We start from the raw sequence: 21,447 nt of genomic DNA, 5'->3' as shown, positions 1-21,447 counted from the left end.
AGTTTATTATTTAGCGGTTAAACGAGCTGCCCAGCCACCACCAGGTGCAAGGCTTACCTTAATTTTAGCACCGGTGTTTAGAGTTGCGTTTTCCTTTTTATAGTCGGTGGCATCGCGGTCGGCGTTTATGCCGTCTTTCATAATTACGGCGTTAAAAGCAGTTTTACCCAATGGCGAAAGATCGACCTCTATTTCGCGTGCCGTCCAGTTGTTAAGTGCGGCTACAAACCACTGATTGCCTTTACGGCGCGCCAAAACGGTGTACTCGCCAACTTTGCCGCCAAGCGGTACAGTTTCATCAAAAACGGTAGGTACGGCTGCAATAAAATCGGTGGTTTCCTGCTCCTTCATGTAAATGGTAGGATTATCAGATAGCATGTTAAGCGGCGCCTCATAGGTAATATACAATGCTACCTGGTGGCAACGGGTACCCTGGCTCATAGGCATACTGTACGATGTAACATATTGCTTTTTGGTAGCGTTACGCATAGCACCGGGTGTATGGTCCAGCGGGCCCGCCAGCATTCTAATGTACGGCACTAGAGTTTCATAACCCGGAAAATCAACCTCTTTACGCAGTGCTTTGAAGCTTTCAATACCAAAAACTCCTTCAAAATTCAGTACGTTGGGGTACGTTCTGTTTAAACCGGTTGGCTTGTACGCTCCATGAAAGTCTACCAGTAAATTCCGTTCGGCAGCTTTTTTTGCCGCCCTGTAATAAAAGCCCACCATTTTTTGGTCATCGCGGTTTATAAAGTCTATTTTGAAACCTTTGATACCCATTTTAGCGTAATGGTCGTAAGCCTCATCCATCTTTTGGTTCAGGGTATACATACCTGTCCATAGCCATACACCAACATTTTTACTGCGGCCGTAGTCAATAATTTCCTTCAGATTTAAATCAGGTATCACCTTCATTATATCGGCCTTTTCCGACCAACCTTCATCAAGCATGATGTACTCCAGCTTGTTAGCAGCAGCAAAATCAATGTAATACTTGTAGGTTGTGGTATTAATGCCGGCCCTGAAATCAACCTTTGATATATTCCAGTCGTTCCACCAGTCCCACGCAACTTTGCCCGGTTTAATCCAGCCGGTATTGGCTACACGCGACGGAGAAGCCAGGTTATAAACCAAATCGTTATCCAGCAAATCTTTGTCCTGCTCGCTTATAGCTATTAAGCGCCATGGCAAAGTGCGTTTGCCGCTAGTTTTAGCAATGTAATTTTCACGCTCGGTAACTACCGATTGTACATTGTTATACCCTCCTCGCTTTTCCTTTTTAGGTGCAGGCGCCATATCTGAAATAAGGGCATTAGGCGAATTACCTCTTTTAAGATACATGCCCGGGTAATCTTCCAAATCGGCCTCTGAAAGTACTGCTTTCTTTCCATCAGCAAGTTCAACCAACAAGGGTAAAAAAGCCAGGGAATCCTTAGCTGCTGAGGCAAGCGGCAAATGAGTGTATATATTTTCAAATGATGTTTGATACTTGTCGGCGGCGCTACGCTTGGGGTCAATAAAAGGGATGTAGGCCGTAGGATTGCCAGCAAAATCAAATGTTGATAGCTCAGATAGTACGTTAACCGAATCTTTTTGGTTGAGTACAAACCGGTAGGCAACGCCTTCGTTATAAACCCTGAACTGAACCTGGTAACCGCCTTTGCAATCAAGCACTAGTTCGCGATACTTGTCGCTCACTTCGGCCCTTTTGTACAAGGTGGTTTTAATAACATTATTTACATCACGCTGTTTTGCGCTGGTCACCTTTACATTACTGCCCAAAAGCATGCCTTGCAATTGCACGGCTATTGCCGATGGTTTAATTACCTCCGTGCTGTTGTGCTTAACCGACCACTGCAACGCACTGCCAGCATCAACTGCAACGGATATCTTTTGATCGGGTGACTTTAGCTCGTAGTGTTTACCGCTTTGGGCCTGTGCGTCGTAGCCAAACGTTAGCAACATTGCCGTAGCCACTAAGCAGCACGACATATAGTGCACGAAACGCCCAGCACGTTCCGGCAGTTGAGTTGATTGATTTTTAATTATATGAAGGGTAATATTTTGCATGAGTTTTACTTGTTTTTTAAGTTTGAGGTTTGTTTCCATAACCTTATGGAGCCGGCTATGTAGGCAGCCTGTAGCTTGCGCACCTCAGGTGTGTAGTGCGCATGATCTACAAAACGGTTGTCACCCTGTGCTTCGGTAAAGGCGTAAAGGTCAATTTCAGGAACATGATGGGCGGTGAACACTTCATCGGCTATGCTATTGTACCGTTTGATGTCTCTATTAAAGCGATTGAAGCCCTTATTTCTTCGATGTATCGAATCAATGACACCAGTGGTTCTTACCCACATCATCGGAATCTTTTTTTGCGAGATGAGTTTATATATCTGTTCCAGGTTGCTGCGGTAATCCGCTTCCTCAACTGCTATTTTACCGGTGTTTGGATCCTTCTTTACATCGTGCAAACCACAGTTAAGCACAAATAGATCGGGATTAAAAGATGGCTCGTTCACTTTGCTTTTAAGATATTTGAGCACCATGCGCGAGTCGCCACCGTTAGAACCTACCGGGATGTCAAGGTTTTTAAACGCTACAGAGTCACCTGTCTTTCTTTCAATAGTGTATCTATCGCCTAAAAACTTACCCAAATCAGTGCCGTACTGGAGTGATATACTATCGCCAAGTACAAATAGCCTAAAAGGTTTATAATTTACAAATGACGTAAGCGCAGCCAAACCCGCTGCAGCAATTACCATTTTAAAAATCCTGTTCATCGTTCAGTGATGTTTAATTGTTTAATGAAGCTATAGATGGCCTATCGGTCATCTCGAAGGTAAGTTGCCCGCCTTTCATGATAGCGGCGTGGGTGATATAAGGCAAGGTATAAGGCTTGCCGTTGAGTTGTATGCGGCCTATGTAACGGTTGCGGTCGCTCAGATTCCTGGCTTCAACAATAAACGATTTACCGCCTAGCTTTAAAGTGGCTTTTTTAAACGCAGGTACTCCAAAAACGTATTTCCCCGAAGCAGGATTTACAGGGTAAAACCCTAATGTGCTGAATATATACCAGGCACTCATTTGGCCGCAGTCATCGTTACCGCTCAGGCCATCGGGTTGGTTGCTGTATAAGGTGTTTACTATCGTATTTATCTTTTCCTGCGTTTTGTGAGGCGCGCCGGCCAAGGTGTATAAATAAGCCACATGATGACTGGGTTCGTTACCCTGAACGTACTGACCAATAAGGCCGCTTACGTCAACAGTGGCACCATCGCCATAAACTTTTGAATCGAGCGCAAACAGGCTATCCAGCTTTGATACAAAACGTTTTTTACCTCCGTAAAGGTTCATCAGTCCGTCTACGTCCTGCATAACGTGCCAGCTGTAATGCCAGGCATTGCCTTCGGTGTAATCACCTCCCGATGTAGAAGCGTGTGATATCTTGAACGCATCAAAAGGTTTAACCCAAGTGCCATCGCTGTTTTTGCCCCGCATTAAGTTGGTTGACCGATCAAACAGGTTTTTATAAAAGCCAGCCCGTTTGGTAAACATTTGGTAATCGGCCGTTTTGCCCATTGCTTTAGCTACCTGCGCTGCGCTCCAGTCGTCTACCCCATTCTCGAGCGTGGTAGATACAGACTCTACTTTATAAAGGTTAGATGGCAGGTAACCATATTTGTTATAAAGATCCCATTGAGAATTGCGGTGATTAGCGGTAAGACTGGTGCGTATGGCCTCGTAAGCCTTGGCGGTATCATAATTGCGTATGCCTTTCAGGTAAGCATCGGCAATAACCGGCACGGCGTGGTTGCCTATCATACAAAAGTTTTCATGCCCCCACAAAGTCCATATAGGCAGGTAGCCAACTACCTTGTAATGATCAATCATGCTGGCAACAATGCCATTAGTTTTTTGAGGATATAATATGGTGTACAGGGGGTTAAGCGCCCTGAACGTATCCCATAACGACAAGGTAGAGTAATACGCCTTACCGGGCGATGTATACACTTTGTTATCGGCACCGCGATATTGTCCGTTAACATCCGCAATGTTGTTAGGCGCTACTAAGGCGTGATACAAGGCGGTATAAAAAATTTGCTTCTGCGGTTTTGAAGCGTCAATATCTACGCAGGCAAGTTCCCGCTCCCATTGTTGGCGGGCGCGTTGCTGCAATTGATCAAAATCGAAGTTGCCGGCCTCCTCCTTGAGATTTTGGCGGGCGTTTTCAATACTTACGCTGGATATGCCCACTTTAACAACTACCTGCGACCGGTCGGGCTTGTTAAATTGGAACACTACCCGTTGGTTGCGTTTTGCCGTAGAGTCAGACACCCAGGTGTAGCTGCTAAAAGGCTGATTAAGCTGCATTACAAAATACACATGTTTGCGGCCAGCCCATCCGTTGGTAATGGTATATCCTGAAAGCGTGGTACGGTTCTCCATTTTAAAATTACTCTCCATCACATGCCTGTCAAGGTTACCGGGAGATTCGCCCACTAAGCCATGGCGCAGATCGAGCAGTAGATTGGCAACTTGTTTAGCAGGGTAACTATAGCGGTGCATACCCACGTGAGCCGATGCGGTAAGTTCGGCCTTTACATCGAAGGTTTTCAGCTTTACTGAGTAGTAACCCGCACTTGCTTTTTCGTCTTGATGAGAGAACGAACTTTTATAATACTCTTGGGGCGTTACTTTGCCGGTAAATGGCATGAGTAAGATATCGCCCAGGTCTAACGCTCCCGTTCCGCTTAGGTGGGTGTGCGAAAAGCCTAAAATGGTACTATCTTCATGCCGGTAACCGGCACAGTAGTTCCAACCGGCGTAGCCGGTTTCAGGGCTTAACTGCACCATGCCGTTTGGAACCGTGGCCCCCGGATAAGTGTGACCTGTACCACCGGTACCAATGAAAGGGTCAACGTAGTTAACAACCTGTGATTGTTGCGGGAAAGCAAGCTTGCCAACGCAAATACAAAACAAAAGGCAAAAAAGGTTTCTCATGATATTTAAGCTTGCTGCATTTTTTTACAGCGTTTTTTATTCGTCATAAAACTGGCCGGGCAACAGCACCTTACGCATGGAGCAAGAAAGCACCCGTTGTATGTTAACACCCGGAAATGGTTTCTTTTCTTCGTCGGTAACGGTACTTTTATTTGTAAAGATGCCCCGGTGCATTTTGAGTGGGCCGGATAGGAATAATGGTAATGGTTTTATTTTTAATAACGTAAGTAAGCGGTTGATTTTCAAGACATTTTTTAAGTGTCTCATCAACACTAACCTTCTTTACTGTAATTGATATGTTTCTAACTTGCTTAATCAGTTCGGCCTCATACAAAATCTCGTATCCGCTCTGCTTTCTTATTTCCTCCAACACCACTTTTAGGGTGGCATTGCGTTGTTTTATACTTACTTTTTGAGCTATGGCAGTAGCGCTCACTTCCAAAAGAGCAAGCAGCAGCAACGCGCAAGTAGGTTTCATAATTAATAAAGGTTTTTGCGCATAGGAATAGCACCTGCAAATTTTTGCAGTAAAATTTGCATACATTTGGTTTAATCGGTTTGGTAATTGGTTTGTGTCGATTACATTCTTATTTACGGCTGATTTTGAATGCCGGGAGCGTTGCAGCGCTTTCGGCTTTTATTTTTTCAACCGCCGGAGGATATTACTTCATGACGGTTACCTTCCTTCCTGTAATTTTGTAATTAATGCCCCCTGTTAGTTTAATGAGTTCCATAAAATCGGTTAGGCTGCGATTTTGCGATACGGTACCGCCAAAGGTTTTATTTTTAACATCATCTGAAACTTCAATATCAACACCGTACCAGCGGGCTGCAATTTTCATTACTTCGCAAATATTTTCATCACGAAAAACGAACAGGCCACCCTTCCATGCCATAGTTTGATCTATGTCTGCATCTTCCACCTTAAAGCTTTGCTTAACCGGGTCAACAATACCAATTTTGCCGGGAGATAATAAGGTTTTATGGTTGCCCGCAACCAACTCAACCGAACCTTCAAGTAGCGTGGTATTCACCGTATGTTCGCCCGGATAGGCAGAAACATTGAAATGAGTGCCTAAAACGCGTATAGCAGTTCCGTTAACAGATACTGTAAATGGTGCAGCTTTATTTTTTGCTACCTCAAAGTAGGCCTCGCCGCTAATCTCAATATCGCGATGGGATTTGTTAAATAATACCGGAAACTTTACCGATGATTGTGCATTAAGCCAAATTTTGCTACCGTCTGATAATTCTAACTCGTAATGTTCACCAACAGGCGTGGCAACAGTATGGTAAACTAATGGTTGCTCATCAGTTGCAACGCCTCCGCGATATTTGATATGACCTTTGGTTACCTGCTCAATTTGCGCTGATTTATAGTTTAAAATTTGTGATTTAATGATAGTTAAATCCACTTGTTCGCCATTGGCTAATATGAGTGCAGTGCCTTTGTTTGCAACAGGATTTTTTGGCTTGTATGTTATTTGTGTAGTTTCAGCAGGGCGTGGAGAATCAAAAATCAATAATGCTCCAAAGGCAAAAACTAACATAGCTGCAGCAGCGCCTATCCATTTAAAATAGCGAATATTGTTGCTGTTGCTAACCTTAGTTTTTTGTATGTGATGGTCTATTTTTTCTTTTAACAGCTTATAGGCAAATAAATGCTTTGCCGGTATCTCATCTGGTTGATCGTCATCTAATGTTATGCCGTCAGAATAAGACATCAATGCAGCCTCTTCTTCTAGGGTGCACTTTCCGTTTAAATATTTAGCTGCAAGTTTTAGGTATTCTTCCCGGTCCATTTGGTGTGGTTCTGTTATATGAGTACCAAATCAATATGGCTGACTCACACGCTTTTGAAAATATTTTTTTGGAAAAGCTTTTTTTGAAAAGTCATATTATTTTTTGTTATTTGGGATAACCAATTATATGTCCAAACTATTTGATCCTGAATTGTGGTCGGCTATACAAGCTGACGATGATCAAGCTTTTCGTGAGCTTTTTGAAAAGTATTGGTATAAACTTTTTAAAACCGCTATAAAGTACCTGGATGACGAACATACCAGTTTGGAAATAGTGCATGACATATTTATAACGCTCTGGAACCGCAGGCACCAATTGGTAATTACATCTTTCCCGGCCTACCTGCTTACTGCAGTACGATTTAATTGCTACAAACACTTAAAAATTAATGCCGCTAAACCGCATTTGGTTGATACATCAGAAAATGATATAGATCACTTGTTACCTGTTGTAGAAAACATTGCTGTTAACCGTTATGGCAAGGACGAGCTGTTTTATAAGCTTGAACAATACCTCAAGCCCCTTCCTGCCAGGTGCAGAGAGATTTTTATTTTAAGTAAAAAGGAGGATCTGTCTAACGATGAAATTGCAGAACGCCTTAAAATCTCAAAGAGAACAGTTGAAAATCAAATAAGCCAGGCTACACGTTTTTTGAAAAGTCATATTGAAATTACCGACTTGCTTTACATACAACTGTTAGCTACTCTCATTGTATTTTAAAACGGTGGATGATGCCTGCCTATGCAACGCAGCACAATGCTTTTGTCTAAATCTTAACTTCTTGACATTTACTTGTCGCGTACGCATCTGAAGCCTAAGTTACTCATACCCGAGTCAAAGCTGCTTTTCATGCGCCGTGCCGAACGGTAACCGGAGCAATAGCTATCATTGCACATAAATGATCCGCCTCTGGTCACTTTCTTTTTTGCGTACGGCTCCTCGGGGTCATAACTACTTACAGGTCCTTTAGGGTTATTCACTACTGCAGGCAAATTTTTATACGCAACGGCACTATACCAATCAGCGCACCATTCCCAAACGTTACCTGCCATGTCATAAAGCTTATACCCATTCGGCTTAAATCTTTTGACAGGTGCTAGACCAAAAAATCCGTCTTTCAAGGTATTGTTATTTGGGAATGCCCCCTGCCAGGTATTGGCTTTCGGCTTACCCGCATCAATATGCTCGTTACCCCACGGATATATATTATTTTGCAGACCGCCACGTGCTGCATACTCCCACTCGGACTCGGTTGGTAAGCGTTTACCTGCCCATTTGCAATAGGCTGCAGCATCTTCCCAGCTTATATGTATTACTGGGTAGTTCTCTTTCCCTTGTATATTACTATTTTTTCCATCAGGGTGCTTCCAGCTGGCACCGGGCACCCAACTCCACCATTGGCCGTAGTCTTGCAAATTAACTGCATGGTTTGGCGGTGTAAATACCAGGGATGCTGGATTAAGCAGGCTATCGGGTGGCTCAGGAGTTCCGGGCGGTAATTGTTGTTTTAATTGGCTCCATTGAGGTTTGCGTTCGGCAGTTGTAATATAGCCCGTTGCGCTGATAAACTTGGCAAATTGCGCGTTAGTTACCTCATGTTCGTCCATCCAAAAAGCTTTTAAATTGACTTTATGCTTAGGTAGCTCATCGTCTGCTGCTTCACTACCATCACCTCCCATCATGAAGCTACCGGCTGGTATAAGTACCATGTTTTCAAAAGCTGTATATCTATTTGCTTTTACATGTTCAACCTCGACTGCATTTTCAGTTGCTTTATTACCAGTCTCGTTATTTTGATTTGATGGACTATGGCATGAAAATATGCCTAGCAAAAGTACAGCGCTAATAAAGCTTATAAAAAATTCAGATTTACAATACAAAAACTTCATGCAGTGGATTCAGCAAAGCTCAAAGGATATTTAAATTAATAGTAAGCGGAGAGAAAAAGCCAATATACTGCAACTTCATTATAAGTATCTGTGGGTGCAATAAATAATTCATGGTTTGCCACGCTGTAAGTACAAGTTTGTACTGCTTTTAAACTTTATATTTTCATCTATATTTTTCATTACTTAAACATTTAAGCCTTTTATTTTTTATAGGATATAAATCAATCTTATTGAAAAGCCACGCACATCAGTCTTGATGACCTCTGTATGTAGCCTTTTATGACGGATAACTAATTAGCTACACAGATAGGTGCTTTTTAATATGAATATTTTATTGGTGTCAGGTCCTGGCATATCACTCAAAGAGCCATACAATAGTGGTATTGAAGCGTTTATGGTTTCACTCGCCAACCAGCTTATTGATGATGGGCATAATGTTGATATTGTTGCTGAAGAGGCCGATGCTGATGCAAAGTTCACACTCGTAAATCCGTTTTCAGCCTCCACTTCAAAGCAATCTGAATACAACAAAATTGCGGAAGAAAAAAGTCAGTTTGAAAGACTGAACACTGATAAATATGATATTGTGCATTACAATATGTTTTACCCGCACCTGATAACTGCTGGGTTGCAATTTAACAAACCTTTGTTTTTAACATTGCACTCACCGGCAGACCACAAACGCGTATCAGCGTATCAGGAACTGGCTGAATTTGGCTATATTACATTTATTGCGATATCAGAAAGAGTAAAACAACAATGGGATTATGCGCTTGGCCTTGATATACCACTGATATCTAATGGTATAGATATAAACTTATGGCCTGCAAATGGCGCAAGGGGTGGCAAGTACCTGCTATGGTCGGCCCGTATTAATCAAGAAAAAAACGTTGCCGCTGCCATTAGCCTGGCAATACATATGCAACTACCGCTCATTATTGCCGGAAGGATTACGGATCAGCATTACTTTGATGAAATGGTTAAGCCTCATCTCAACAGTCAAATTCAATATGTTGGACATATAACACAACTGGAACTTAGCAGCTTAGCCAGAAATGCGACAGCTTACCTTGCCACCGCCACCTGGCAAGAGCCTTTTGGCCTGGCGGCGCTGGAAATGCTGGCAAGCGGCGTACCCGTTGTGGGTTTTACCACCGCAGTACCGCCTAACTGGAAACATGAAAGCGTTTTAACCACAGCTTCCCCTAAATGGCAAGACCTGGCAGAGTTGGTTGAGCAAAGCCAAATCATCAGTTCAGATGCTTGTAGAGAATTTGCATCAAACATGAATGTTCAAAGTATGACGGTTGAATACCTCGACCTCTATAATAAAGCATTGCTAAATGGAGCTGTATTTATAGAAGACGTTTTTACAGGCAACAGCGTGACGCAAATTGCCTCTGAGCAACCCCTACCTTTAAATTAAGCTGGCTCATGAAAATTGCCATTATAGCTAAAACCCGATTACCCATTGCCGAACCCTTTCGCGGCGGCTTGGAGGCATTTACACATTCACTGTGTAAAGCTTTTATGAAGTTGGGGCACCATATAACCTTGTATGCTCATTCCGATAGTGACCCTGAATTAAACGTTAAAGCATTTTACGGTAGTGAACACAGGGAAGACAAGCAGTTTGAGCTTTACGAAAATGATGAGTATTTATCCATACTAAGAGATATTGAACAACAAAACTTCGACATCGTTCATAATAACTCCACCCATGAGTTACCTGTAATATGGGGCATAAAGGCTCAAATTCCGGTAGTTACTACTATACATACGCCTCCAACCAGTAAGCTGAAAGCTGCAATTAAAATATCATCGCATTCAGCAAACTTGCACTTTATTCTACCTTCAAAATCTTTTCAAAGCACCTGGGCGCCGTACACTAATAACGGTTCAACAGTTATTTATAATGGTGTAGACCTTGATAAATGGCCACTTGTACGCACTAGCAGCAACTACTTATTTTGGTTCGGCAGAATTGTACATGCCAAAGGACTTGATATAGTTTTAGATGCCGCGCACGAATTAAATATGCCCTTAAAGTTTGGCGGGCCGGTTGACGATGTGGAGTATTTTGACGAACAAATTAAACCACGCATGACCCCTGATGATACGTACCTTGGGCATTTAACACAAGCAGATACGCTATCAAACATGAAGGGAGCAGCAGCAATGGTGAATGCTGTACGATGGGAAGAGCCGTTTGGACTTACAAATATCGAAGCCATGTCGGCAGGGGTACCTGTAGCGGGTTTTAATCGCGGCGCCTTTCATGAACTTGTAGATACCAACAGCGGAGTTGTTGCCGATCAAAAGAACGTAGCGTCTCTTACAAAAGCAATAAAGGCGGCTATGTTACTTGACAGCGAAATGGTACGGCAACACGCACAAAAATTCTCTTTAACTACTATGGCTGAGCGCTATATAAACTACTTTGAGAAGTTAATATGAAGATACTCATAGTTGCAGGGCCATTCATTTCGCTGCGCGAACCATATAGCGGCGGTACCGAGGCCTTTATTGTTGAACACGCCAACGAATTGGTGCGTGCCGGCCATACCGTAGATGTGATAGCAAAAGATGCCGATGAAAAAAATCTTTTCCAGGTAATTGAATTTCGGGAAAGTGCGCTCAGCATGAAAGACGATTCTTACAGGCCAACCAATGAGGAGGTCGGGCAGCAAAACTACCAAACATTGCAATACGGAGCATTTGAAGTTAGCGGGTATGATGTTATCCATTACAACTCATACATACCTGAAATTTACTCAATGGGGGCGCTTTTTAAAACCCCGGCAGTACTTACCCTGCATTTACCCCCATCCGAACGTTTTGAATTGATGTATAAGTTTTTTATAAAGCACGCTCCGGTTACACCTATTGGAATTTCAGGCAGAATGAGTCAACGATGGAAAACATCTTTGGGTCAGGATGTGGAGGTGATATTGAATGGAATACCACTTGAAAAATGGAAGGTAAACGGCCGCAATACCGACGGGTATTTACTTTGGAGCGGGCGTATCGCCAAAGAAAAGAATGTTGAAGCCGCTATTCATCTAGCAAATCATTTACAACAGCCGCTTAAAATAGTAGGCTCTATTTTTGACCAAAGCTATTTTAACGAGTATGTTAAACCACAGTTGAATGAGCGTGTAGAATACATATCTCATGTTACACAGCAACAGTTACGTAAATTAGTGGCTGGTGCCTCTGCATTTTTAGCAACCGCAACCTGGGAAGAGCCGTTTGGTTTAGCCACCATAGAGATGCTTGCCAGCGGTTTACCTGTTGTGGGGTTCAGCACTGCTATACCAGCTGAACTCCGAGATCCGCAAGTTTCAGTTACTGTTGATTCTCACAACTGGCAGGATTTGATAGAACCGCTGGAGGTTGCTAAAAAATCGACTCATGAAGCCTGCAGAAACTTCGCAGCATCATTTGATATGGCAAAAACTACCGCGGCCTATGTTAGGGTTTACGAACGCTTAACGAAAGAGGCGCAATTATGAGCAAGCCTACCCTATTTTACTTTGTACATGCACACGGCAACGGGCATAGGGCAACGTTCAATATGCTATACCCTGCATTATTAGAATTTTTTGAAGTAATAGCAGTAACCACAAACAATGAAATAACCGGCTATCTTCGCTGTATGCATAGTGTTAAAGTTTTGGAGCTTCCCCCTAAATATCCCGATGACTATATCATGCCTGAGCATACCTTTTCCAAAGCGTTTGAAGTTACACCTTATGCTGTTGAGCCCGCGCAGCGTGCCAAAGCACTTGCCGAAGCGATAGAACGTTATAGACCAAAAGCATTTTATTGCGATGGCGTTCCTGAGCTAGCCATTATGGTAAGAGGCATGGGCGTACCCGTTGTCTTAGTCCATTTGCACGGTGATATTATGAACGACCCCACCCAGGTGTTTGCACATCAACTTGCAGACCATATTATAGCTCACTTCCCTTCATGTATTGAACAGGAAGAATATCAATTTGCATTTAAAACTTTTTACAGCGGATATATCTCAAAGTATGCCGGACGTGATATAGACCAAAACTCACTATCCGAAATTGGTAATGTGACCGTACTATTAGGCTACGATAACTATAACGAACATATACTTAAAAACATCACCCAAGATGAGAACACCCATTTTACCATCATTGGCAATAAACAAAACTATAGTTTAGGTAACAATTGCACACTGCTCGGTAAAGTGGATAATATCAGCGAAGCTATTGTTGGAGAGGTAGTAGTAACTGCAGCCGGACAAAACACCATTGCCGAACTGCTGTCGCTTAACAAACGTTTGATTTTACTGCCTGAACCTCGGCCTTACAATGAGCAGGCAGTACATGCCAGCGTTTTAGCAAATAAGGGTATTGCCCTTTTGGCTGAAGATATCTTTAGCGCACAGCAGTGGCAGGAAGTAATAGCAAAAGCTAAAACTTTCGAACCTGAAAAAAACCTAACGAGTACATCATCGACCCAATTGATAGCGCAACAAATGAAAGAGTGGTATGCCTGAATTTAGTATTGTGACTATTGTTAAAGGAAGGCGTAAGCAATTAGCTAACCTGCTTCATTCTGTACAGGCCTCAACGCTCCTACCCTATGATGTACAGGTTGTTTGTATGGACAATGCTAATGACATAAAACCTCCTACCGGTTTAAATGTGAGTATTCACGTAATGGGTAATTCGCAAAAGCTGCCATTAGCTGCCGCACGCAATGCAGGCATAAAGGCTGCAAAAACAGACAATATTATTTTTATTGATGTAGACTGCATTGTATCGCCAACCTTATTTGAGAGCATGCTGGCGCAGCTACAATCTCAAAATATTATTGCAGCTTATCCTTTATATTTGCCGTTTGTTCCGGAAACAGGCAATTATGCAGCACTAAAACAGGAAGCAATAAGCCACCCTGCCCGGGAACATATACCGGTGGGCGAGCCGGTTGAGCATCTGCAGTTCTGGTCGTTGATTTTTGGTATTCAAAAGCAAACGTTTAAAAAAATTGGAGGCTTTGATGAATCCTTTATGGGTTATGGGGCCGAGGATACTGATTTTGCCATGATGTTTAAACAGCAGGGCATTAAGCTACTTTTTGCTGGTGATTATGTATTGCACCAGTACCATGATAAGTATGACCCACCTGTAAATTACTTTCAATCCATCATTGAAAACGCCAGGCGGTACCGCCAAAAATGGAATTTTTTGCCCATGCAACGCTGGCTTAAAGCGTTTCAAAAAATGGGCTTAATCAATATAGACCAGGCAGATAAAATTACCGTCATCCAAAAACCCACTGATGAGCAATTAAGACACAGCATTTCGCAAAATCCGTATTAATAAGCCCACTTTGGCGCAATGCTAATTACGCTGGTGCTCCAATTCTTCAATTTGGTGTTCTAACTTTTTAATGTTTAAAGCGCGAAGGTTTATGGCGCATAACACCATCATAACAGCAAAAAACATAAAGGATACTTCCCAGCTAAAATTATTTTTTGCCGGACTAATCAACGCCGCTCCAACCATTGAACCAACTGCACCAATAGTCATGTAAAATGTAAACTGACTTGCAGATACCCGCTTTGAGCAGCATTGCATGGCAATGGCAAATACACCAATTTTAGCAAAGGCGTTCACCCAACGGTAAACAATAATATAGCTGTACAGGTAATTCGAGTCATTCCAGTATTGGCTGAGTGAACTCAGCAGTAACGTTTGTGCGCAGATGAAAAAGAAATAGATGTAAATCATACGCTTGATGCCAAAGCGTTCAATAAGCCATCCGCCCAATAAAATACCTGCAATGCCGCCGGTAAGATCTGCCACGGCAAATGCGTTTGAATAATAAACATGCGTCCAGCCGGTAACTTTTACCGCAAATATGGGTAGCAGCTTTTCAAAGTAATTATATGACCCTTGCGACAAAAACAGTAGCGAAGCCAGCAAAAAGGCGTTTTTTAAACTAAATGCTGCATACAGCGAACGGTACATTTCAACCCAACTGTTAATCTGTATTTCCTTGTTGCTCGGGTTTGCCTGCCCCTCCGACCAAGGTAGCAGCCGTTCTTCCTGGTGCTCCCTTATAAGTAATGGCACCAACGTAACCAAGCCCACCATAACACCAATGGTAGCTGTGGAGACGAGGAAATTGTATTTCTCAAGCAACCAAGTGCTTAAGGCTAGCGCACATGAGCTTCCAATCATCCTTGCGCCGCCCATAAAAGCATTGGCGCGCGCTTGCTCTTCAGCAGGTATATTGTCTACCGCAAGGCCGTCGGTTGCGGCATCCTGCGCAGCTCCAAATACAGATACCAGGAACCCTCCTGCAACAAGTAAAGATAAATTGTTGAGCGGATCTTTTATACATGCCATCACCAGCAAACTTATAAATAAGCCTAACTGGCATATAATTACCCAGGGGCGCTTACGGCCCATGGGTAAAAATGTATATCTGTCCATCATTGGCGCAATAAAGAACTTGAAAGTCCATGGCATGGCACACGCCACATCAAAGGCACCAATTTCTGTAACAGTTTTATTGTTCATGGCCATCCAGGCCGGTATGCCGATAAATAAAATGCCCATGGGCAATCCTTCGGCAAAATACAAAGCAATAAAGGTGAAATATCTTAACGAAACACGTTCGGCCAAAGTTGATAACCGTTTGTTTAATTTCATAGGTAGCGGCTAAAATCTATTGTCATGATTAGGGAAACACCGAAAGCTTAGTAAACTGACTGGCAAGCGGCTTAGGCACATTTGGGTTTGTATTAATTTCAACCTGTGGGTAAATAAACCGCTGCGGCTTTTGTGTACCTGTATACAAAGGAATAGGCAGTTGCACCACCGGCACAGCACTTGCCAAACGGCGGTAATCATTAAATGCCTCATATTGCATCAGGAAACAAATGTAACGCTGTGAAATAATTTCATACAATAAGGCTACCTGCACATTAGCCGCACCTGTACTATTAGCCAGGCCAGCAACACCAAAGTCAGCAAGTGTGTAGGCATCATACCTGCGGCCGGTTGCACCAAAAGTGCGTCCATTAATTACACCATTGTTCAGGCTTGCCCTTACGCTGTTCAAGGAGTTCAAAGCCTCGTTATTTTGTCCTAACCTTGCCTGTGCTTCGGCCAAAATCAATTGGTTTTCATAGTAAGTAACCAACGGCTGCGGCGCAGCTGCCACAAAGGCTCCATCAACGGTGTTACCATCCAAACTGTTAGTAGCTGTAATACCTTTTTTGAAGAAGTAGTTATACAGTGCGGTTTCATCTGTTTTAGTATTGGCCGAACCGATGCGCGACTGCATCAGTTTTGGTAAATAAGCGCCATCAAAACCAGTATCCCCAATGCGCGATACGGCAAAGAAATCATAGTTCTGATTAATGTCAACGCCTATAGCGGTGCCGTGAGGCATCAACGCATCACCAGCAGAACTGCTTATGCCCTGCTGTGCATATCTTACAGCCTGTGCATAATTGCCGGTATGCAGGTACAAACGCGCTTTAAGAGTATTAGCGGCGGCAAGCCATCTTTTTACATCGCCTTTATAAATGAAATCTTTTGCAGGATAAGCTGAACCTGTAGCTGCCGAAAGATTTATAATGGCGTTGTCCAGTGTAACTTGCAGCGCACCGTATACATCAAGTTGCTTGTCAAATGCTGGTGTTGGGTATCGGGCAGCATCAAAAGCCTGACTGTAAGGCACATCTCCGTACAAAGCTGTGGCTTTGGCAATAACCATAGCTTCTAAAACCTGACCAATTCCTTTTCCCCAGGCATTGCCTATCGAATCAGCCTTCAGTTGCATTAGCCTTGCCTGGCCGGCCACGGGGTATAACGGGCTCCAGGTAAAGTTTTGGGCAGATACAATGTATTGTGAATAACCCAGGTGAGCTCGGGCTAATCCGTTCAATTCGCCCGCCCACATGGAGGCTATCCTTACATCGGTATCTTCATGCAGCAAACCTACTCCTAACAAAGTTCCACCCATTAGTGTGGGCAAATCCACATTGGTTACGGCATTAGGATTGGTATTGATATCAGGATTTTCAAATAATTTTGAACAGCTGCTTAACACGCTACTGGTGAAAGCGGCACATATAATAATTACAGTAGTTAAATTCTTCATATATAGCTTAAATGCAAACCGGAATTAGATTAATACCTGATTTGTAATGAAAATAATAAGGAGCGGGTGTTAGGGTTATTAAACCAATCCTGACCGCGTGACAGACCGGCACCTGTTACGTTAGTCTCAGGGTCAACGCCGGTGTACTTGGTCCAAAGCACCAGATTCCTTCCTGTAACGCTAAAATCTACAGCAGCAAGATGCGTTAAACGCTGAAATGCAGGCGAGTTCAACGTGTAAGTAAGTGTAACTTCACGTAAACGGGTAGCACTGCCATCTTCTACAAATTGCTTGTACGAAGCCGTGTTACTGGCCGAACCACGTCCCTGCCACCATGCCTGATTTATAGCTACAGGGCCTGCGCCAAAATCGGTAATATAGCCCTGAAACGAAGTACCTGCCGGAATCAACGCGCCACTTACATCTTTAACACCTCCTGCAGGTGCAATGGCTGTTTGCCCCTGATCAGCATGAGTACCTATGCTGTACAGCGAACCACGTGTACCATTAAAAATTGCGTTACCTGCTACCCTGCTGAATAGCACGTACAACGACAGTTTTTTGTAGGATAGCGTTGTACCCAAGCCTCCTTGCCATTTTGGATTAGGGTTACCCACAATTTCATTACTTATACCTGGCTGAGGGAAACCATTATTATCTAAAATATACTTACCCGATCCGTCTTTGAGGAAATCGGTAGAATAAAACGAGCCAAACGCCTGACCCGGTATCAAAGAGGCCAATCCCAGGAAGGCATCAGGCAACGTATACACCGTAGTACCCGCCAAAGAATTTACCTTGCTGCGGTTAGCCGAAAAGTTAGCCGACAGGTTCCATCTGAAGGCGTTAACATTTAACACGTCAGCACCTGCATCAAGCTCAATACCTTTATTTGACAATACCGCTGCATTGGTGTTACGCACGGTAAAGCCTGTTTCGTTTGGTACGTTGAGCGATAGAATAACATCTTTTGTTTTGTTGGTGTAAACGGTAGCTGAAAAATTTACGCGGCTTTTAAACATGCGTAAATCAAGGCCTAATTCCGTTTCGGTTTTACGCTCAGGCTTTAAGTAGTCGTTACCTTCAACAAAGCTTCGGCTGTATCCCCCGCCGTAAAGTGAACTTGCTGATGACAGTCCCCGTGTAAACGTATCACCGTAAATTGCCGGATTGAATACTGTAAAGTTTTGATAAGGTTGCGGCTGTATACCCACCTGTCCCCAGGTTGCACGCAGCTTGGCAAAATCAAGGAATGTAAGATTATTGAACGCTTTTAATTTAGTTAACTGCCAGGCCAGCGCTGCCGACGGGAAGAAAAAGCTGCTGCTGGTTTTATTGCCAAAGGTTGAAGCACTTTCGCTACGGCCAGTTAGGGTCAGGTAAAACATATCAAGCGCTTCAACATCAGTTTGAAGGTAGTATGCGTAAGTTCTTATGAGTGAAGTGGTGTTGCCGGCTACTAAATTAGAGTTAAGTGCATTAGTTAAAATATCAGGTGCTGTAGGTACAATTAAATTTGAGATAGCATCTGAGCGTGTGCTGCGTCGTCTGTTGTTGTAATTAAAACCTACCAGCAATGTGCCTTTAAACTGGTCGCTCCAGGTTTTGTTAGCGCTGGCGAAAACGTCAGTATTAAACTGCTTTTCCATCAGCAGGTTTTTTGATAAGTAACCATTTAGAAACGTAGCCGAGTTGCGCGCAAAGCGCTCGGTACGGTCATCGGTAAAGTTATCAATGCCTGCACGGCCTGTAACGTTTAGCCAGTTTACAGGCGTAATGTTCAATTCAAAAGTTCCGGTAAAACGGTCTACATCGCTGCTGTTGCGATTATTGTACAAATTCCATATAGGATTGGCATATATCGTCCCAAGGTCTTTTCCTAACGGATTGCGGTATGATACATGCGCATTTTGGAACATCTCTCCTGTTGTGCTGGTATAGGTTCCGGTATAGTAACGGTTATCAAAATCGGCCGGTGTACGGGTGGCCGCCAGCATCAGTCCATCCACGTTGTCGCCTTCCTGGTTGCGCTGTGAATTAATTTTTGCATAGCTGATATTGGCAGATCCGCGCAACCAGCTGTTAAATTGTGAAGCAGCATTAACGCGGGCGGTATTACGGCCATATTTGCTAAACGCTTTGGCAACACCATTTTGAGTTAAATTGCCATAGCTCATCAAAAACGTTGATTTGCTGTCACCACCACTTAGCGTAAGGTTATTTTCCCAAAAATGGCCGGTTCTGAATATGTCTTTATAATGGTCGTAAGTTTCGGTAGAATTTTTCCCACCGTGTGGATTAGCCGCATTACCTGACGCTATGGCGTATCGCTGCGATCCGTCAGGGAAGGTAACATAACCCTGGTAGCCTGCGGCACCCGGTGATGTGATGTAAGTATCGCTTCCACCTCTACGTGATGCAATTAAATCACCAAAGCTTACTTTATTACCCTGGTTATAGAACCCACCGGAACCCTGCCCGTAAGCAGATTGTAATGAAGGCAGTTTATTTACACGATCAAACGAAACGGTTGATTTATAGGTAATATTTAACTTTCCGTTAGTGTTTCTACCACGTTTGGTTTTGATGATAATTACGCCATTAGCCGCACGGGTACCCCATAACGCTGCAGCGGAAGCGCCTTTTAACACCTCCATGCTTTCGATATCCTCAGGGTTAATGTCATTAATACGCGATTGCTGTACAATACCATTTGCAGCAGCGGCACCCAAATTATCATTAGAATTGCTTACCGGCATCCCGTCTACAATAAATAAGGGTTGTGCGTTGCCGTTAATTGTATTTTGTCCGCGTACCTGTATATAGCCGCCTGAGCCCGGGTCGCCGCCGTTTCGGGTAATTAAAACGCCCGATAGCTTATTGCTCATTCCGGTTAGCAGGTTGGTTTCGCCGCTTTGTGCTATGCTTTTACCCTTTACTGTTGAAATAGAAGAGGCAAATTTATCGCGTTGGGTTTCAACACCTATAGCATTTACAATAACTTCGCCCAACTGCCTGCTATCGGGCTTAAGCTGAACGTTGATTACATTTTGATTATTAATGCTTATTTCGGTGGCTTGCATGCCAACCTGTGTGAAAACCAACACACTTGCGTTGTACGGAACGCTTAAAGAATAGCGCCCCTCATTATTGGTGTTTACCCCAATGGTAGTCCCTTTTACGGTAACAGAAACACCGGGTAGTATTGCACTTGTTTCACTTTCGGTAACCTTTCCGGTTATTGTTCTTTGCTGAGCAAAGATGTTTGAAAATGAAAATAGCACAACAATACTTAACAGTAAAGTTTTGATCATAAATAGTGATTAGTAGTTGAAAAATAAAAAATGAATGTTAATAGGTGCGTATTTTAAAAAGCCCGGTCAGGCCCCTCTCCGTAGTGCAGCTATAGGAAAAAGCAGTAAACATAGATAATTAAATTTTAAATTAAATTGATATCCTAGTTAACTGGCTATATTACTTACAACGACCATGTTTAAAGATTTTAATTAATATGCAGGGTATACTTGTACGCACATATTTTAGCTGCCGAGCGCGGCATGATAAAAGATATCAATAATCTCAACAATTACTATAAAAGCCTGTTGCTTCATAACATCAAAATTTATCTATTAAGAAAAACATGTCAGAATCAACACAAAAAAAACTGGAGAACCCGGCGGGTAAATACCCAGCTCCTCCGTTTAACAGACAGCCGCAACAGGCACCCGGTTTAGCCTCAAAAATGGATCCACTGCCCGATCATGGTGAAGAAAGTTACAAAGGTTCGGGAAGATTGCAAGGCCGTAAAGCACTTATTACCGGCGGTGATTCGGGCATTGGCAGGGCAACCGCTATTGCTTATGCACGTGAAGGTGCCGATGTTGTGATAAACTATTTACCGGAAGAACAAAGTGATGCCGATGAAGTAATTGCTTTAATACAGGCAGCCGGACGAAAAGGTGTAGCCATTCCCGGAGATATTACCGATCCGGAATTTTGCAAAGAATTGGTGTCCACAGCTGTTTCAGAACTTGGCGGGTTGGATATACTGGTAAACAATGCCGGCAGGCAGCAAGCCATTGACTCTATATTAGACATTACGGAAGAAGGATTTGATGCCACCATCAAAACCAACATTTATGCACCATTTTGGATAACCAAAGCTGCATTGCCGCATTTGCCAGAGGGTTCGGCTATAATTGCCACCTCATCGGTACAGGCATATGACCCGTCAGAGAACCTCTTTGACTATGCACAAACTAAGGCAGCCAACGTTGCTTATGTAAAGTCACTGGCTAAACAATTAGGCTCAAAAGGTATTCGTGTTAACGGTGTAGCACCCGGACCGGTATGGACCCCGTTGCAAGTAAGCGGAGGCCAGCCGCAGGATGCCATTGAAAAATTCGGATCAGTTACACCGCTTGGCCGTCCTGGTCAGCCTGCAGAGCTAGCTTCCATTTTTGTGCAGTTGGCCGATGCTGATGCAAGCTATGCTACCGGTCAGGTATATGGCGCCGCAGGTGGTAACGGTCACCCATAAGATTTTATTTAACATCCATTCAATGCCGGGCAGTGCTTACTGCCCGGCTTT

At 43.3% G+C, this 21,447-nt stretch carries 17 protein-coding genes; 7 read left to right on the top strand and 10 right to left on the bottom strand.

Translation table 11 applies throughout. The features are described from left to right. Nucleotides 1-6: 6 nt before the first annotated feature. From QZ407_RS00775 to QZ407_RS00750, 6 genes are all read right to left on the bottom strand, one after another. A complete protein-coding gene (locus tag QZ407_RS00775; protein WP_295767157.1) occupies nucleotides 7-2,073 on the bottom strand; it encodes a glycoside hydrolase family 97 protein in 2,067 nt (688 codons plus the stop codon). Nucleotides 2,074-2,078: 5 nt separating this feature from the next. After that, nucleotides 2,079-2,783 (bottom strand): SGNH/GDSL hydrolase family protein, encoded by a 705-nt coding sequence (locus QZ407_RS00770; RefSeq protein ID WP_295767156.1) that lies wholly within the window; start codon nucleotides 2,781-2,783, stop codon nucleotides 2,079-2,081. Between the two features lie 13 nt (nucleotides 2,784-2,796). Beyond that, the gene (locus QZ407_RS00765; protein ID WP_295767155.1) at nucleotides 2,797-5,004 is read right to left on the bottom strand and encodes a GH92 family glycosyl hydrolase; all 2,208 of its coding nucleotides are present in this window, start codon (nucleotides 5,002-5,004) and stop codon (nucleotides 2,797-2,799) included. A gap of 36 nt (nucleotides 5,005-5,040) precedes the next feature. Further along, the gene (locus tag QZ407_RS00760) at nucleotides 5,041-5,178 is read right to left on the bottom strand and encodes a hypothetical protein (protein WP_295767154.1); all 138 of its coding nucleotides are present in this window, start codon (nucleotides 5,176-5,178) and stop codon (nucleotides 5,041-5,043) included. Further along, nucleotides 5,153-5,482, bottom strand: a complete 330-nt coding sequence (locus QZ407_RS00755; protein WP_295767153.1) for an STN domain-containing protein — start codon at nucleotides 5,480-5,482, stop codon at nucleotides 5,153-5,155. The genes QZ407_RS00760 and QZ407_RS00755 overlap by 26 nt, the downstream gene beginning before the upstream one ends. A gap of 184 nt (nucleotides 5,483-5,666) precedes the next feature. Beyond that, nucleotides 5,667-6,806, bottom strand: a complete 1,140-nt coding sequence (locus QZ407_RS00750; protein WP_295767152.1) for a FecR family protein — start codon at nucleotides 6,804-6,806, stop codon at nucleotides 5,667-5,669. 127 nt (nucleotides 6,807-6,933) lie between these two features. Here QZ407_RS00750 and QZ407_RS00745 point away from each other — a divergent pair, with 127 nt between their 5' ends. Further along, on the top strand, nucleotides 6,934-7,527 hold the full coding sequence (locus tag QZ407_RS00745; RefSeq protein ID WP_295767151.1) for an RNA polymerase sigma-70 factor: 594 nt from the start codon (nucleotides 6,934-6,936) through the stop codon (nucleotides 7,525-7,527). 68 nt (nucleotides 7,528-7,595) lie between these two features. Here QZ407_RS00745 and QZ407_RS00740 read toward each other — a convergent pair whose 3' ends face one another. Beyond that, entirely contained in the window at nucleotides 7,596-8,696 is a 1,101-nt protein-coding gene (locus tag QZ407_RS00740) for a formylglycine-generating enzyme family protein (protein WP_295767150.1), read from the bottom strand. 322 nt (nucleotides 8,697-9,018) lie between these two features. Between QZ407_RS00740 and QZ407_RS00735 the strand changes: the two genes are divergently transcribed. From QZ407_RS00735 to QZ407_RS00715, 5 genes are read left to right on the top strand one after another with little or no spacing between them, the layout of a single operon-like run. Beyond that, nucleotides 9,019-10,122 (top strand): glycosyltransferase, encoded by a 1,104-nt coding sequence (locus tag QZ407_RS00735; protein ID WP_295767149.1) that lies wholly within the window; start codon nucleotides 9,019-9,021, stop codon nucleotides 10,120-10,122. 8 nt (nucleotides 10,123-10,130) lie between these two features. Further along, nucleotides 10,131-11,153 carry a glycosyltransferase gene (locus QZ407_RS00730; RefSeq protein WP_295767148.1) on the top strand — a complete coding sequence of 341 codons (1,023 nt, stop codon included), beginning with the start codon at nucleotides 10,131-10,133 and terminating at the stop codon, nucleotides 11,151-11,153. Further along, nucleotides 11,150-12,211 (top strand): glycosyltransferase, encoded by a 1,062-nt coding sequence (locus tag QZ407_RS00725; protein WP_295767147.1) that lies wholly within the window; start codon nucleotides 11,150-11,152, stop codon nucleotides 12,209-12,211. Before QZ407_RS00730 ends, QZ407_RS00725 begins: the two co-directional genes overlap by 4 nt. Then, nucleotides 12,208-13,233 (top strand): glycosyltransferase, encoded by a 1,026-nt coding sequence (locus tag QZ407_RS00720; protein ID WP_295767146.1) that lies wholly within the window; start codon nucleotides 12,208-12,210, stop codon nucleotides 13,231-13,233. The genes QZ407_RS00725 and QZ407_RS00720 overlap by 4 nt, the downstream gene beginning before the upstream one ends. Continuing rightward, on the top strand, nucleotides 13,226-14,059 hold the full coding sequence (locus tag QZ407_RS00715) for a glycosyltransferase (RefSeq protein ID WP_295767145.1): 834 nt from the start codon (nucleotides 13,226-13,228) through the stop codon (nucleotides 14,057-14,059). Before QZ407_RS00720 ends, QZ407_RS00715 begins: the two co-directional genes overlap by 8 nt. Before the next feature lie 21 nt (nucleotides 14,060-14,080). On the opposite strand, the gene QZ407_RS00710 is transcribed toward QZ407_RS00715, so the two are convergent. Genes QZ407_RS00710 through QZ407_RS00700 form a run of 3 tightly spaced genes read right to left on the bottom strand, consistent with a single transcriptional unit; the run spans nucleotide 14,081 to nucleotide 20,170 of the window. Then, nucleotides 14,081-15,397, bottom strand: a complete 1,317-nt coding sequence (locus tag QZ407_RS00710) for an MFS transporter (protein ID WP_295767144.1) — start codon at nucleotides 15,395-15,397, stop codon at nucleotides 14,081-14,083. Between the two features lie 28 nt (nucleotides 15,398-15,425). Beyond that, nucleotides 15,426-16,856, bottom strand: coding sequence for a SusD/RagB family nutrient-binding outer membrane lipoprotein (locus QZ407_RS00705; protein ID WP_295767143.1), 1,431 nt, complete (start codon nucleotides 16,854-16,856; stop codon nucleotides 15,426-15,428). 29 nt (nucleotides 16,857-16,885) lie between these two features. Further along, nucleotides 16,886-20,170: a SusC/RagA family TonB-linked outer membrane protein gene (locus QZ407_RS00700; protein ID WP_295767142.1), complete on the bottom strand. Its 3,285-nt coding sequence runs from the start codon at nucleotides 20,168-20,170 to the stop codon at nucleotides 16,886-16,888. Between the two features lie 326 nt (nucleotides 20,171-20,496). Here QZ407_RS00700 and QZ407_RS00695 point away from each other — a divergent pair, with 326 nt between their 5' ends. Next, a complete protein-coding gene (locus QZ407_RS00695; RefSeq protein ID WP_295767141.1) occupies nucleotides 20,497-21,396 on the top strand; it encodes an SDR family oxidoreductase in 900 nt (299 codons plus the stop codon). Nucleotides 21,397-21,447 lie beyond the last annotated feature (51 nt).

It is taken from the genome of uncultured Mucilaginibacter sp., assembly GCF_913773635.1.
Lineage (GTDB): Bacteria > Bacteroidota > Bacteroidia > Sphingobacteriales > Sphingobacteriaceae > Mucilaginibacter.
This window is presented reverse-complemented; position numbering and strand designations above follow the sequence as displayed.

Coding starts and splice junctions, on each gene's coding strand:
- QZ407_RS00775 (WP_295767157.1), bottom strand. CDS start 2,073: ATGCAAAATATTACCCTTCATATAATTAAAAATCAATCAACTCAACTG.
- QZ407_RS00770 (WP_295767156.1), bottom strand. CDS start 2,783: ATGAACAGGATTTTTAAAATGGTAATTGCTGCAGCGGGTTTGGCTGCG.
- QZ407_RS00765 (WP_295767155.1), bottom strand. CDS start 5,004: ATGAGAAACCTTTTTTGCCTTTTGTTTTGTATTTGCGTTGGCAAGCTT.
- QZ407_RS00760 (WP_295767154.1), bottom strand. CDS start 5,178: ATGCACCGGGGCATCTTTACAAATAAAAGTACCGTTACCGACGAAGAA.
- QZ407_RS00755 (WP_295767153.1), bottom strand. CDS start 5,482: ATGAAACCTACTTGCGCGTTGCTGCTGCTTGCTCTTTTGGAAGTGAGC.
- QZ407_RS00750 (WP_295767152.1), bottom strand. CDS start 6,806: ATGGACCGGGAAGAATACCTAAAACTTGCAGCTAAATATTTAAACGGA.
- QZ407_RS00745 (WP_295767151.1), top strand. CDS start 6,934: ATGTCCAAACTATTTGATCCTGAATTGTGGTCGGCTATACAAGCTGAC.
- QZ407_RS00740 (WP_295767150.1), bottom strand. CDS start 8,696: ATGAAGTTTTTGTATTGTAAATCTGAATTTTTTATAAGCTTTATTAGC.
- QZ407_RS00735 (WP_295767149.1), top strand. CDS start 9,019: ATGAATATTTTATTGGTGTCAGGTCCTGGCATATCACTCAAAGAGCCA.
- QZ407_RS00730 (WP_295767148.1), top strand. CDS start 10,131: ATGAAAATTGCCATTATAGCTAAAACCCGATTACCCATTGCCGAACCC.
- QZ407_RS00725 (WP_295767147.1), top strand. CDS start 11,150: ATGAAGATACTCATAGTTGCAGGGCCATTCATTTCGCTGCGCGAACCA.
- QZ407_RS00720 (WP_295767146.1), top strand. CDS start 12,208: ATGAGCAAGCCTACCCTATTTTACTTTGTACATGCACACGGCAACGGG.
- QZ407_RS00715 (WP_295767145.1), top strand. CDS start 13,226: ATGCCTGAATTTAGTATTGTGACTATTGTTAAAGGAAGGCGTAAGCAA.
- QZ407_RS00710 (WP_295767144.1), bottom strand. CDS start 15,397: ATGAAATTAAACAAACGGTTATCAACTTTGGCCGAACGTGTTTCGTTA.
- QZ407_RS00705 (WP_295767143.1), bottom strand. CDS start 16,856: ATGAAGAATTTAACTACTGTAATTATTATATGTGCCGCTTTCACCAGT.
- QZ407_RS00700 (WP_295767142.1), bottom strand. CDS start 20,170: ATGATCAAAACTTTACTGTTAAGTATTGTTGTGCTATTTTCATTTTCA.
- QZ407_RS00695 (WP_295767141.1), top strand. CDS start 20,497: ATGTCAGAATCAACACAAAAAAAACTGGAGAACCCGGCGGGTAAATAC.